The sequence below is a fragment of the Pseudomonas sp. SMN11 genome (genome assembly GCF_052041945.1).
In the GTDB taxonomy this organism is placed as follows: Bacteria; Pseudomonadota; Gammaproteobacteria; order Pseudomonadales; family Pseudomonadaceae; genus Aquipseudomonas.
In genome coordinates, this window is the sequence record NZ_JBKGGW010000005.1 from 109,882 (window position 1) to 123,283 (window position 13,402).

Here is a 13,402-nt window from a genome sequence, read left to right on the forward strand (position 1 = left end):
GCCAAGCGGCAATTCGGTACCGCCTGGCAATGCTCACCTTCGAAGCTGACTCATCATGCTTGTGCCAATGAACGTGTCGACCGAAACCTGATACCCAGATAGCTCAGCGCAGACCCTAGACCCGCAGCAGCGATGACCATGCACATCGGTCTTGGTGAGTCATGGGCCAAGCCTCCAACCCAGGCACTGAACGCGGCACCCAGTGCGAATTGGGTCGCGACCGCCAGCCCTGCTGCGGCTCCCGCGTTTTCAGGAAAGCGTTTGAGCAAGCTCGCAACACAATTCGCCCCCATCAGCCCTGTGACACTGACGTAGAGAATCACAAAGCCAACAATACTCCAGAGCCTTATTGATTCGCTGCTACTTAGCACGATCAGGCCCACCGCGGAGACACCTGCGAACGTCGCCCCAACGCCCAGCATCCGTAAAGCACCGAGCCGGCTCACCAAGCGGGCGTTGGCCACAGTCATGATGATAACGCCACCAATGTTCAGCGCGAACAACCAGCCGTAGCCGTGGGGCGAGACGCCGAAATATCCGATGTAAACGTAGGGAGAAGCGGTGATGAACGCGAACATTCCACCAAACGAAAGACCCATGCACAGGATGTACGCGATCGCCGTAGGGTCAGTAGCGATGCGCCAGTAACCAAGCAACGCTGCTGCGATCGACTGGCTCCGATTGTCTGGATGATGCGTCTCGGAGATGCTGAGCATACAGGCAAGCAGACAAATGGCCGCGAAAACAAACAGCCCGGCAAAAATGACACGCCACCCATCGATGAGCATCAAGAAACTGCCTGCAAGTGGAGCTACAAGCGTCGCGAGCATGGTGACCAGATGCATCAAGGACAAGGTTTTTGCGGCGTCACCGAGGGAGAACAGATCTCTGACGATGGCTCGTGCCAACACAGACGCTGCGGCCCCGCCGAGCGCTTGGAGGAAGCGCCAGACGATTAGTTGCTCCACGGAACTCGCCAACATGCAGCCTACCGATGCCACCAGATACAGAGCCATTCCCCCGAGCAGCAACGGCTTTCGCCCGTAACGATCCGAAAGCGGGCCGTAGAAGAGCATGCCGATGCATAGCCCAGCCAAGAAGACACCGATGGTCATCTGCACACTCGCAGCGCTAGCGTTCAGATCGTCGGCTATGGAGGGCAAGCTGGGAAGGTACGTATCTATCGATAACGGTGCAAACGCCACGAGGGCAGCCAGTAAAATGATCAGGCGTCGCGGGTTGTCCAACATGTGTGCTCCACAGCGATATCAAAGGGCGCAAAAACGATAACATCTTAACGTTATGGCGCGCACCCTCTCTCTGCAAACACAGCGTTCCTACGGCTCGATCCTTTTCAGATCGTTCAACAAGGCGATGAGTTGGTCCATTTTTTCCTGGCCGAATTGGGCATGGATCTTCTGGTAGTTTTTTTCCATGTCTCCACTCATGGCGGCAAAAAGAGCCTGCCCACGCTCAGTTAGCCTCACGAAAACCCTCCGCTGGTCCTGCTGTGATTTTTGACGCAACACGATGCCATCACGCTCCAGTCGGCTAAGCACACCGGTCATGCTGGGTTTCAAAATGCACGCCTGATGTGCCAGTTGGTGGCTTTCAAGCTCTCCCTGTTGGCTGAGAATTCGAATGACCCGCCATTGCTGCTCTGTGAGGTCATGCTCATTGAGTGACGGCCTGAAAAATGCCATAGCAGCCTCCCTTGCTTGCAGGAGAGTCAGAGTCAGAGAAGGTCTAGGTTTAGCCATGATCAAACCACGTCAAGTAAGCGAAACGGCAGCTTATTAGCATGCCCATGTAGATGTAAGGAAGACCTGTGGTCGTGAGCCGGCTCCGGTAAGGCGTTTGGGCCAAGTCACACCCTTGATTTGGGTCAAAACCATGAAAAGTGCAATTTCTCCCACGAAAACCTCATTTTCCGTAAGACATGTAGCTGAGACCATCTGGATACAACAATCAAGATGACCGGAGCACTCCAGCCGTGTCCAGATCAGCTCAATTCCGCGTGTCGCTGCCGATAGTCCCCAGGCGTCAAACTGGCATAGCGTTGGAAAAAGCGACTGAAATAGGCCGGGTCTTTGAAGCCCAGCTGATAACAGACTTCGTTCGCAGAGCTGCCGCTGAAGAGCAACAGTCGCTTGGCTTCCTGCATCAGTCGTTCCTGTATCAGTCGCTTAGAGGGAAGGTCAGCGATTCTGCGACAGACATCGTTGAGCCTCGGTTCCGTGACCCCAATACCCGCAGCGTACCGAGAAAGTGGCCAGTGCTCTCGGTAATGAGCCTCGATCAGCTCGTTAAACCGGTGGAAGATCTTCAGATCCTCTCGTCGCGCGGGGGTCGCCTTCACCGAGTTGGAACACAACCTCAGAAGGCTGATCATGATCAGCCGGGTAAGGTTTTCCAGGGCTGCACTGCGCCCGGCTCGTTGCTCGGCAATTTCGTTGCTCAGTTCCTCAAACAAGACCTCAACTCGTCTGGCTTCTGCCTGATACATCGGCGCAAGATCAGACAATGCTACACACGCGGGCGCAACCTGAAGCCCCGAGGACACAAGACTCCCGTCCCCCTCGATCAATTGCCAGACCAATTGCTGGCGAACTGTCAGCACATGCCCGTCGCTGTCAGCTTCAGTGACGAAGGAGTGCGCGACCGTCGGAGGCGTCAGGAAAAACATCGGGCCGGACTCGATGTACTGCTGATCATCGAGGTACACACGGACGGTACCAGTTTTCACGTAGTGGACCTGGAAGAACCGATCATGCCGATGGACAGGCATGTTCCTGCCGAAAAATCCGGCCAGATTGCCCAGTCGATCGTAGTGAACCTCGCTATCGCTGTAGCGTTGGTCGTACACCTGGCCGATGTTGATATTCGGGATTGGCTGGCGATCAGTCATCGATTCGTACTCATTTTTCTTGTCTTTGCAATTGGCCGCTACGCCCATGGTGCACCCGTCTCAGAAGGAGCGCCATGGCATCAATGCTTGACGGTCGTTAACATCTTAAATATAACGTTAACACATTAACGAGTTTTGTGGGGCTCTCGCTGCCTCACCCCTGCCAGGAGAAAAGCATGAGCCTTGCCCTGCATGACGCGGCAACCGGCACCTTGTTCGGCGTTGCGCTGAACTACACCGGTTTGCTGAAACAACGTCTCGCTGAGTTCGAGCAGCCGCCCTACAAGCAAGCCCCGGTCAAACCGGTGCTGTTTATCAAAACGCCAAACACTCGCAACGCTCATGGCGCCGAAGTGGTTCAACCTGCTGGCGAACGCTTGCAGCCAGGCCCGGCGCTGGGCGTAGTTATTGGCAAGGACGCCAGCCGAGTGAGTGCTGCTGAGGCGCTGAGCTATGTAGCTGGCTACACCATCGTCAACGAGTACAGCCTGCCGGAAGACAGCTACTACCGCCCGGCAGTCAAGGCTAAGTGCCGCGACGGCTTCTGTGCCATTGGCCCGGAACTGGTACCGGTTGCGACCATTGCTGACCCGCACCAACTGACCATCAAGCTCTACGTGAACGGTAAGGTTGTGCAAGAGAACACCACTGCCAATCTGGTGCGTGGTATCCCGCAACTGATCGCCGAACTGAGCGAGTTCATGACGTTGCACGAAGGGGATGTGCTGATCACCGGTACGCCTGAAGGGCGCGTCGACGTTCAGCCTGGAGACTTTGTAGAAGTCGAAATCACCGGCCTCGGCCGTCTGGCTAACAACATCGTGGCTGAATCAGAGGACCAAGCATGAAACACGCTCGCATTCGTTATGAGGGCAGCGTTCATGCTGTCACCGTTGAGGCCAACAACGCGGTTCGCCTAAGCGATGGTCGTCTAGTTGCTGAAGAAAACGTTGAGTGGCTTCCTCCAGCCAACGGCAGCATGTTCGCCCTGGGGCTGAACTACGCCGACCACGCTCGCGAACTGGCCTTTGCCCCGCCTACTGAGCCGCTGGCGTTCATCAAGTCGCCGGGCACCTACACCGGCCACGACCAGGTCACCTGGCGCCCGGACAACGTCGAGTACATGCACTACGAGTGCGAGCTGGTGGCGGTGATCGGCAAGCCGGCGAAGAACGTCAAGCGCGAGGACGCCCTGGACTATGTCGCCGGCTACACCGTGTGTAACGACTATGCCATCCGCGACTACCTGGAAAACTATTACCGCCCCAACCTGCGGGTGAAGAACCGCGACGCCACCACCCCGGTCGGCCCGTGGATCGTCGACGCCGCCGATGTACCGGACGTGAGCAACCTGAAGCTGCGTACCTGGATCAACGGTGAGCTGAAGCAGGAAGGCACCACCGCGGACATGATCTTCGACATCCCGCACCTGATCGAATACTTCTCCAGCTTCATGACCCTGCAACCGGGCGACATGATCGCCACCGGCACGCCGGAAGGCCTGGCAGACGTGGTGCCGGGCGATGAAGTGGTAGTGGAAGTCGAAGGCGTTGGGCGCCTGGTCAACCGTATCGTCAGCGAAGCTGATTTCTTCAAGAACAACAAGGCATGAGCAGCATGATCAAGCATTGGATTAACGGCCGTGAGGTCGAGAGCAAAGACACCTTCGTCAACTACAACCCTGCCACCGGCGAGGCTATCTGCGAAGTCGCCAGCGGCGGCGCCGAGGAAGTGGCTCAGGCTGTGGCTGCGGCAAAGGAAGCGTTCCCCAAGTGGGCCAACACCCCCGCCAAAGAACGCGCCCGCCTGATGCGCAAGCTCGGTGAGCTGATCGACCAGAACGTGCCGAAGCTGGCGGAACTGGAGACCCTCGACACCGGCCTGCCGATCCACCAGACCAAGAACGTACTGATCCCGCGTGCCTCGCATAACTTCGATTTCTTCGCCGAAGTCTGCACTCGTATGGACGGCCACACTTACCCGGTCGACGACCAGATGCTCAACTACACCCTGTACCAGCCGGTCGGCGTGTGCGGCCTGGTGTCGCCGTGGAACGTGCCGTTCATGACCGCCACCTGGAAGACCGCGCCATGCCTGGCGCTGGGCAACACCGCCGTACTGAAAATGAGCGAGCTGTCGCCACTGACCGCCAACGAACTGGGCCGCCTGGCCGTCGAAGCCGGCATTCCCAATGGCGTTCTGAACGTGATCCAAGGCTACGGCGCCACCGCCGGTGACGCGCTGGTTCGTCATCCGGATGTCCGTGCGATTTCCTTCACCGGCGGCACCGCCACCGGCAAGAAGATCATGCAGACCGCCGGCCTGAAAAAGTACTCGATGGAACTGGGCGGCAAGTCGCCAGTGGTAATCTTCGAAGACGCTGACCTGGACCGCGCCTTGGACGCCGCGCTGTTCACCATCTTCTCGCTCAATGGCGAGCGCTGCACTGCCGGCAGCCGTATCTTCATCCAGGAGAGCGTGTATGCGCAGTTCGTCGAAACCTTCGCAGCCCGCGCCAAGCGCCTGATTGTTGGTGACCCGACCGATCCGAAGACTCAAGTAGGCTCGATGATCACTCAGGCCCACTACGACAAGGTGACTGGCTACATCAAGATCGGTATGGAAGAAGGCGCGCGCCTGGTCGCAGGTGGCCTGGAGCGCCCGGCCAACCTGCCGGCACACTTGGCCAAGGGCCAGTTCATTCAGCCTACTGTGTTCGCTGACGTGAACAACAAGATGCGCATCGCCCAAGAAGAGATCTTCGGCCCGGTGGTCTGCCTGATCCCGTTCAAGGACGAAGCCGAAGCGCTGCAACTGGCCAACGACACCGAATATGGCCTGGCCTCGTACATCTGGACCCAGGATATCGGCAAGGCCCACCGCCTAGCCCGTGGCATCGAGGCCGGCATGGTGTTCATCAACAGCCAGAACGTGCGTGACCTGCGTCAGCCGTTCGGCGGCGTCAAAGGCTCGGGCACCGGCCGCGAAGGCGGCCAGTACAGCTTCGAAGTCTTCGCCGAGATCAAGAACGTCTGCATTTCCATGGGCAGCCATCACATCCCCCGCTGGGGCGTGTGACCCTTTTCCCAACGCGCCGGGCGGTCTGTTGTTCTGACGACCGCCGGATCGCCCGGTGCCGCGGGATCTCACAAGAATAAGGAGTCCGAATCATGGGTAAGGTGGCACTCGCAGCCAAAATTACGCATGTACCCTCGATGTACTTATCGGAACTGCCAGGCCCTCGCCATGGTTTCCGAAAGGCTGCCATCGATGGGCATTACGAGATCAGCCGACGCTGCCGTGAGCTTGGCGTAGACACCATCGTTGTGTTCGACACCCATTGGCTGGTCAACGCCAACTACCACATTTTGTGTGGAGAGCATTTCAAAGGCGTTTACACCTCCAATGAGCTGCCGCACTTCATCAGCAACATGGAATACGAGTTCCCTGGAAACAAGGAACTGGGCTTGATCCTGGCCGAGGAATGCAACCGGTTCAACGTCGAGACCATGGCCCATCACGCCACGACCCTTGGTCCGGAATACGGCACCTTGGTCCCCATGCGTTACATGAACCAAGATCAGCACTTCAAGGTGATCTCAGTATCGGCACTGTGCACCTCGCACTACCTAGCTGACAGTGCTCGCCTTGGCTGGGCCATGCGCAAGGCAGTGGAAGACCACTACGACGGCACCGTGGCGTTCCTGGCCAGCGGCTCGCTGTCACACCGTTTCGCGCAGAACGGCCAGGCGCCGGACTTTGCCACCAAGGTGTGGAGCCCTTTCCTGGAAACCCTCGACCATCGTGTAGTGAAGATGTGGGAGAACGCCGAGTGGGAAGAATTCTGCGGCATGCTCCCTGAGTACGCTTCCAAAGGCCACGGCGAAGGCTTCATGCATGACACCGCAATGTTGCTCGGCGCCTTGGGCTGGTCCAAGTATGACGGCAAGGCAGATGTTGTCACTCCTTACTTCGGCTCTTCGGGCACCGGGCAGATCAACGCGATCTTCCCGGTAACGCCACAGGACGGTAGCGCTATCCCCCCAGCACAGGCCGCTACTCCAGCCGCGGTGGTATCCACCAGCCGCCTGTAATCTCGTTCGTGCCTGGCCGTCCCAGCGGATGGCCAGCCGCTTTCTACCGAGGAGGCTTCTCATGCCACACCTGGTTCTGCTTTACACCCCCGACCTGGAAACCGACGCCGACATCCCAAGCCTCTGCCGCGCTTTGGCGGACACCATGCTCGAACAGCGCGACGCCGACGGCAAAGCAGTGTTCCCCAAGGGCGGCACACGCGTGCTGGCCTACCCCGCCGCGCACTGCGCGGTGGCCGACGGCAAGGGCGACTATGGCTTCCTGTACGCCAATCTGCGCATGGGTACCGGCCGCAGCACCGAAGTGCACAAAGCAGTGGGCGACAGCCTTCTAGCGGTGCTGAAAACCCGGCTGGACCCGCTGCTACAACAACGCCCCATTGGCATCACCATGCAGATTGATCACAGCACCGCCCAGGTCTACGACGCCAAACACAGCTCCTTGCATCCATTGTTCAACCGCTAACACCCAGCGTTATCCCTGACTCATTACAGAACAAGTACAAAAACATGAGCACACTCGAACAAGCCTCGCCGCGCGAGGCACACGTTGAACGGGCCGACAGTACCCATCGGGCAGTCACCTGGCGGCTGATGCCGCTGCTGCTGGTGTGCTACCTGTTCGCCCACCTGGACCGCATCAACATCGGCTTCGCCAAGATGCAGATGAGCCAGGACCTGCACTTGTCCGACACGGTCTACGGCCTGGGTGCCGGGCTGTTCTTCATTGCCTATGCGCTATTCGGCGTGCCCAGCAACCTGATGCTTGACCGGGTAGGCCCGCGCCGCTGGATCGCCTGCCTGATGGTGGTGTGGGGGCTGCTGTCGACCAGCATGCTGCTGATCGAAAGCAGCAGCGCGTTCTACCTGTTGCGCTTTGCCCTGGGCGCGGCCGAGGCCGGGTTCTTCCCGGGCATTCTGGTGTACCTCAACCGCTGGTACCCGGCCGGGCGGCGCGCCCAGGTCACTGCGCTGTTCGCCATTGCCGTGCCCTTGGCCGGCGTTGTCGGCGGGCCGGTGTCTGGGGCCATCCTGGCCTTCATGCACGACACCGGCGGGCTGCGTGGCTGGCAGTGGATGTTCCTGCTTGAAGGCGCGCCGGTGGTGGTGCTGGGCCTGGTGGTGCTGGCCGTGTTGCCGGAGCACTTCGAGCGGGTGAGCTGGCTGAGCGAGCAGCAAAAAGCCACGCTGCGTGCCCAGTTTGGCGAGGAAGAACAGCGCAAGCCGGTTACCTCGTTCAGTGCCATTTTCGCAAGCCCGGCGCTGTGGCTGCTGGTGGCGGTGTATTGCGCAGTGATGCTGGCGGTCAACACCCTGGCGTTCTGGATGCCTAGCCTGATTCACAGCGCCGGGGTGGGCAGCGACGCCAGCGTCGGCCTGCTCAGCGCCGTGCCGTACCTGGCCGGCTGCGTGTTCATGCTGGCATGCGGGCGCTCCAGCGACCGCCTGCGCGAGCGTCGCTGGCACTTGTGCGTACCGCTGCTGATGGCGGCCGTCGGCATCGCCATTGCTGCAATTGCCCCAGAGCAGGCGCTCCCGGTAATGGTCGGCCTGGTACTGGCCGGCATGGGCGCTAGCGCCGCACTGCCGATGTTCTGGCAACTGCCACCAGCGTTCCTCAACTCACGCACCCAAGCCGCCGGCATCGCATTGATCAGCTCGCTGGGCAGCATCGCTTCGTTCTTCACGCCCTACTTCATTGGCTGGGTACGCGACACCACACACAGCGCAAGTCTGGCGCTGTACGTACTCGCCATATTCATCGCATTAGGTGGCCTGCTGGTGCTGCGCACCCGGGCCGTCATCGTCAACCCCTGAATAAAGAGACTTCCAACATGCTAGACAACGCCTTCATTCAACAAGCTGCCGAACGCCTCGACCAGGCTGAGCGCTCCCGTGAGCAAGTACGTCAATTCTCGTTGGATCACCCTGCATTTACTATCGAAGATGCCTACGCCATTCAACGCGCCTGGGTAGCAAAAAAGATTGCGGCTGGGCGCAAGCTGGTCGGCCACAAGATCGGCCTGACCTCGCGGGCCATGCAGGTGTCGTCGAACATCACCGAGCCCGACTACGGCGCCCTACTTGACGACATGCTGTTCGATGAAGGCAGCGACATCCCGTTCGAACGTTTCATCGTGCCGCGTGTGGAAGTTGAACTGGCGTTTATCCTCGGCAAGCCGCTGAAGGGCCCCAACGTGACCGTGTTCGACGTACTGGATGCAACCGAGTGGGTAATCCCGGCGCTGGAGATCATCGACGCCCGCATCCAGCAGGTCGACCCGCAAACCCAGGCTACGCGCAAAGTGTTCGACACCATTTCCGACAACGCCGCCAACGCCGGTGTAGTCATGGGCGGCCGCGCCGTGCGCCCCACCGAAATCGACCTGCGCAAGGTGCCAGCGGTGCTTTACCGCAATGGGGTGATCGAGGAATCCGGAGTCAGCGCCGCCGTGCTCAACCACCCGGCCAAGGGCGTGGCGTGGCTGGCCAACAAACTGGCGCCGTACGACGTCACCCTGCAACCTGGCCAGATCATCCTTGGCGGCTCATTCACCCGTCCAGTAGCAGCTCGTCCTGGTGATACTTTCCACGTCGACTACGACATGCTCGGCTCGATCGCCTGCCGTTTCGTCTGAGGGCCTGCCCATGAATATGCCTATCAATCACTTCAAGCAGCGCTTACGTAGTGGCGAGCCGCAAATCGGTCTGTGGCTCGGTCTGGCCAATGCCTATTGCGCCGAACTGGCAGCCAATGCCGGTTTCGACTGGCTGCTGATCGACGGTGAACACGCCCCCAACGACCTGCGGGGCATGCTCGCGCAGTTGCAGGCCGTAGCGCCCTACTCCAGCCAGCCGGTAATCCGCCCGGTGATCGGTGATACCGCACTGATCAAGCAGGTACTGGACATTGGTGCGCAGACGTTGCTGGTCCCCATGGTTGAGAGCGCCGAGCAAGCCCGTCAGCTGGTGCGGGCCGTGCAGTACCCGCCCAACGGCGTTCGCGGAGTTGGCAGCGCCTTGGCACGCGCCTCGCGCTGGAACAGCATCCCGGGCTATCTCGACCATGCCGACGAGCAGATGTGCCTGCTGGTGCAGATCGAGAACAAGGAAGGCCTGGCCAACCTGGACGAAATCGTCGCGGTCGAAGGTGTCGATGGCGTATTCATTGGCCCGGCTGATCTTAGCGCGGCCATGGGGCACCGCGGCAACCCCGGCCACCCCGAGGTTCAGGCCGCCATCGAAGATGCCATCGTGCGCATCACTCAGGCCGGCAAGGCTGCGGGCATTCTCAGTGCGGATGAGAAGCTTGCTCGACGCTATATCGAACTGGGAGCCGCCTTCGTAGCTGTCGGAGTCGATACCACTGTTTTGATGCGTGGCTTGCAGGCGCTAGCTGGCAAGTTCAAAGAAACAGGTGTAATCAGCTCTGCGGGTGGCGGTGTCTACTAACGATGCCTTCCTACTGCTAAACCAGTTAAAGAGAGGCGCATCTGCGCCTCTTTTTTATGGGCGTTTGGGAGGCAGACGCCAGTGCTACAGTAGATCCTGAGAAAATCGTGATTAGGCACTAAACTGCGAAAACGCCTCAGCGCTGAAGCCGCTTCAGTTCGCCAAGAAGCTCCAGTAACGCGTCAAGCCTTTCCTCACCGAACTTGCCTTGAAGCAGCACATAGCTCTGCTTCATCCGCTCGCTCATGCTGACAAAGCACGCGAGACCATCCTCGGTCAGGTCCACTAACACGATCCGGTGATCGTGCTGAACCTTCAGTTTTTTTACGAGCCCCGCTTTCTGCATCCGTGAAACGACACCAGTCATGCTGGGAGCGAGGATGCATGCTAGATCGGCGAGTTTCAGAACTTCCGTGGGACCGTGCTCATGGAGAATTCGCACCACCCTCCACTGCTGTTCCGTCAGCCCATGCTCCTTCAACGAGGGCCGGAAAAAACGCATTGCGGCCTCTCTGGCTTGCAGCAGATTGAGCGTCAGCGATGGCCTAGCTTTTGTCATCGAGGCATCCATTTCAATATGATTTTGGGATGAATAATCACAGCACCGGCGCCCTTATCGAGCGGGCAAAAAAAACGGCGCTTGAGCGCCGTTAAAGTCGCAGTTACGGGGTCAGGTCCGGATTACGGCCTTCAAGACTTCCTTGAAGGTTTCGACCTGCTCTTTACTAAACTGCCCAAAAACCTTCTCTTGCTGCTCACCTGCGATGGTCCAAAGCGCTTCGGTTTCGTCGACACCTTTAACGGTCAGACGCACGCATTCACCAGCATCTTCCACCAATCCTTTTCGCTTGAGGTTTGCTACAGCTTCCTCAATCTCACGCGCAGGCATGGCAACTTCGCGCTGCAAGTCTGGAAGGCTTAAGCCCGCATCGTTCTCAAGGACCATCAGCATCCGCGCTTCGCTGGTACGTAGGCCAGTGGAGAGTTGACGAGGTTGATAGCTGGCCTGGTAAGCCCGCAGCGCCTGAGTCATCAGGTAGTACAGGTTGTGGCTCAGCCGCCCCTGGAAATTGCTGCTGGCCGGTTGACCTTCCTCTCGCTTGGTCATCCGAGTGTGCGGCAAGACCATGGAGTAAGCCCCTTGGTGATACAGCAGCGGCGCTCGCCCAAGATCATCAAAAGCCAGCACCTTACCCACCAGAATCCAGTGATCTCCCCCGTCGATTTGTTCGTGCTTTTCGCAGTGGAAGCGAGCCGAGCAGTCTTCAAAAACAGGAGCGCCACCTACACCCGCTTCGTACTCAATCCCTGCGAAGCGGTCGTCTTTCGGGCGGGCAAAATTGTTGGACAGGTCGATTTGGTCGGCCGCCAATACGTTCACGGCAAAATGGGATGCAGCTTCGAACACCTCATGGCTGCTAGAGCGCTTGTCGATGCTCCAAAGGATGAGCGGCGGATCCAGTGACACCGAGTTGAAGCTGTTGGCTGTCACACCCACTTGACGACCACTAGGGTCACGGGCGGTGACTACGGTTACGCCGGTAGCGAAGTTTCCCAATGCACGACGAAACGCACGGGTATCAAACTCAAGATCTTTTTGTTCAGTGGACATGCAAGACTCCCGAGCAGGCCGCTACGGGTCTGCTCTGATTGTTGTTATGGGGCGGTAAGGTCTTCGAAGAGCATCAGACCATCGACGGATCGGGCTCCAGCCCCATCAGCTCACGACCAAGAATCTGTGCACAGACGTCGTAGTCAGAGTAAGCATGAGCACCGGTCATGTGAGAATCGCGGAACAGCCGCTGCATCTCATTGCTTTCGAACCAAGCGCCACCGCCAGCGGCTTCCATCAAACGATCAACTGCCTGGATGCACATCTTGGTGGCATAACCTTGGTTGGTGCGCCAGAAGGCCAAGGTTTGTCGGGATGGGTATTCGTGACGCTCGCTGTGATCGGCGATCTCGTTCCAGCTCTTCTCCAGCAAGGCACGTGCAGCCGCGACCTGGTGAGTAGACTCTGCCAACCGCATCAGTGCAGGTGTCGCCGCGCCCACGGCGGCGCCGGTGTAGGCACGCACGCGGTTCTTGGTCTTTTCGCGGAACACCTCCAGCATGCGCTCAGCAACGCCGAGGCTAATTGTGGAGAAACCGCTTGCGAAATACGGACGGTATGGGGCGTAGAAAATCTTGCTGTCAGGGTAAAGACCAAACCCCGCGGATTTGCCTTCCATCATATCCTTCGCTTTTTGGATACGATGCTCAGGCACAAACGCACTCTCGACAATCAGGGTCTTGCTACCGCTACCGCGCATACCGATCGCGAACCAATCGTCACGGATCTCATAATCACTGCGAGGCAGGATAGCGAAGCAGTAATCCTGGGTACCTTCGGCGTTTTTACGCCGGAATCCCAAGATCGCCCACTCCGCGTGATCGCAGCCAGAACTCCAACCCATTTCACCACTGAAGGTAACGCCGCCCTCGACTTCCTCGGTACGACCAAAGGGTGCAATGCTGCTGCTTGCCGTAGCATCTGGGTTGCTTCCCCAGGCCTCTTCCTGGAGCTTGGCTGGGAACATTGCCATTTGGTGCGAGTGGGTGCACAAAAGGCTCATAGCCCATGCAGTACTGGCACAAGAACCAGCGAGCAGAGCGATGCATTCGGCAAACTCCGGAAGGGAAATCTCCATGCCGCCAAATTTTTTCGGCAGGAAGGCTCGGTGCATACCTATGCCTTTGAGCAGGGCAATATTTTCCGCCGGCACGCTACGATCCTTTTCAGCCTGCGGAGCATTTGCAGCGATAGCAGGCAGGACAGCCTTCAGATCTTCCAGCAGCGGATTGGGCTTTTTCATGGACAGTCTCTTTATTATTGGATAACTCGGCCAAGCTGCTGATGACCGGCTGCGTCGCGCCGAAGTCTAACCAGGCAGCCCTGTATTCGTTG

Annotated in this window: 14 protein-coding genes; 8 read left to right on the top strand and 6 right to left on the bottom strand. The window is 58.7% G+C overall.

Annotated elements, in window-relative coordinates; all coding sequences use genetic code 11:
- Positions 1 to 53 precede the first annotated feature (53 nt).
- The 3 genes from ACLEJU_RS07400 to hpaA all read right to left on the bottom strand — a co-directional run bounded on the left by ACLEJU_RS07400 (position 54) and on the right by hpaA (position 2,908).
- Positions 54 to 1,250, bottom strand: a complete 1,197-nt coding sequence (locus ACLEJU_RS07400) for a Bcr/CflA family multidrug efflux MFS transporter (protein ID WP_435421520.1) — start codon at positions 1,248 to 1,250, stop codon at positions 54 to 56.
- Positions 1,251 to 1,337: 87 nt separating this feature from the next.
- Positions 1,338 to 1,760, bottom strand: coding sequence for a homoprotocatechuate degradation operon regulator HpaR (gene hpaR, locus ACLEJU_RS07405; protein ID WP_435421519.1), 423 nt, complete (start codon positions 1,758 to 1,760; stop codon positions 1,338 to 1,340).
- Positions 1,761 to 2,002: 242 nt separating this feature from the next.
- On the bottom strand, positions 2,003 to 2,908 hold the full coding sequence (hpaA, locus tag ACLEJU_RS07410; protein WP_435421518.1) for a 4-hydroxyphenylacetate catabolism regulatory protein HpaA: 906 nt from the start codon (positions 2,906 to 2,908) through the stop codon (positions 2,003 to 2,005).
- 176 nt (positions 2,909 to 3,084) lie between these two features.
- On the opposite strand from hpaA, the gene ACLEJU_RS07415 reads away from it, so the two are divergent.
- From ACLEJU_RS07415 to hpaI, 8 genes are all read left to right on the top strand, one after another.
- The gene (locus tag ACLEJU_RS07415) at positions 3,085 to 3,756 is read left to right on the top strand and encodes a fumarylacetoacetate hydrolase family protein (protein ID WP_435421517.1); all 672 of its coding nucleotides are present in this window, start codon (positions 3,085 to 3,087) and stop codon (positions 3,754 to 3,756) included.
- Positions 3,753 to 4,520: a fumarylacetoacetate hydrolase family protein gene (locus tag ACLEJU_RS07420; protein WP_435421516.1), complete on the top strand. Its 768-nt coding sequence runs from the start codon at positions 3,753 to 3,755 to the stop codon at positions 4,518 to 4,520. The genes ACLEJU_RS07415 and ACLEJU_RS07420 overlap by 4 nt, the downstream gene beginning before the upstream one ends.
- A 5-nt stretch (positions 4,521 to 4,525) precedes the next feature.
- A complete protein-coding gene (gene hpaE / locus ACLEJU_RS07425) occupies positions 4,526 to 5,986 on the top strand; it encodes a 5-carboxymethyl-2-hydroxymuconate semialdehyde dehydrogenase (protein WP_435421581.1) in 1,461 nt (486 codons plus the stop codon).
- 92 nt (positions 5,987 to 6,078) lie between these two features.
- Positions 6,079 to 7,002, top strand: coding sequence for a 3,4-dihydroxyphenylacetate 2,3-dioxygenase (gene hpaD, locus ACLEJU_RS07430; protein WP_435421515.1), 924 nt, complete (start codon positions 6,079 to 6,081; stop codon positions 7,000 to 7,002).
- Between the two features lie 61 nt (positions 7,003 to 7,063).
- Complete coding sequence (locus ACLEJU_RS07435) at positions 7,064 to 7,468, top strand: 5-carboxymethyl-2-hydroxymuconate isomerase (protein WP_435421514.1); 405 nt, start codon at positions 7,064 to 7,066, stop codon at positions 7,466 to 7,468.
- A gap of 44 nt (positions 7,469 to 7,512) precedes the next feature.
- Positions 7,513 to 8,820 carry an MFS transporter gene (locus ACLEJU_RS07440; protein ID WP_435421513.1) on the top strand — a complete coding sequence of 436 codons (1,308 nt, stop codon included), beginning with the start codon at positions 7,513 to 7,515 and terminating at the stop codon, positions 8,818 to 8,820.
- A gap of 17 nt (positions 8,821 to 8,837) precedes the next feature.
- Positions 8,838 to 9,641 carry a 2-oxo-hept-4-ene-1,7-dioate hydratase gene (hpaH, locus tag ACLEJU_RS07445; protein ID WP_435421512.1) on the top strand — a complete coding sequence of 268 codons (804 nt, stop codon included), beginning with the start codon at positions 8,838 to 8,840 and terminating at the stop codon, positions 9,639 to 9,641.
- Positions 9,642 to 9,651: 10 nt separating this feature from the next.
- Positions 9,652 to 10,455 (top strand): 4-hydroxy-2-oxoheptanedioate aldolase, encoded by an 804-nt coding sequence (gene hpaI / locus ACLEJU_RS07450; protein WP_435421511.1) that lies wholly within the window; start codon positions 9,652 to 9,654, stop codon positions 10,453 to 10,455.
- Between the two features lie 136 nt (positions 10,456 to 10,591).
- Here the strand turns inward: hpaI and hpaR (ACLEJU_RS07455) are convergent, their stop codons facing one another.
- The 3 genes from hpaR (ACLEJU_RS07455) to ACLEJU_RS07465 form a co-directional block, all read right to left on the bottom strand.
- Positions 10,592 to 11,014 (bottom strand): homoprotocatechuate degradation operon regulator HpaR, encoded by a 423-nt coding sequence (hpaR, locus tag ACLEJU_RS07455; RefSeq protein WP_435421580.1) that lies wholly within the window; start codon positions 11,012 to 11,014, stop codon positions 10,592 to 10,594.
- Positions 11,015 to 11,125: 111 nt separating this feature from the next.
- Positions 11,126 to 12,067 (bottom strand): p-hydroxyphenylacetate 3-hydroxylase reductase component, encoded by a 942-nt coding sequence (locus ACLEJU_RS07460; RefSeq protein WP_435421510.1) that lies wholly within the window; start codon positions 12,065 to 12,067, stop codon positions 11,126 to 11,128.
- A 73-nt stretch (positions 12,068 to 12,140) separates the two neighbouring features.
- Positions 12,141 to 13,310 carry a p-hydroxyphenylacetate 3-hydroxylase oxygenase component gene (locus tag ACLEJU_RS07465; protein WP_435421509.1) on the bottom strand — a complete coding sequence of 390 codons (1,170 nt, stop codon included), beginning with the start codon at positions 13,308 to 13,310 and terminating at the stop codon, positions 12,141 to 12,143.
- Between the last annotated feature and the right edge of the window lie 92 nt (positions 13,311 to 13,402).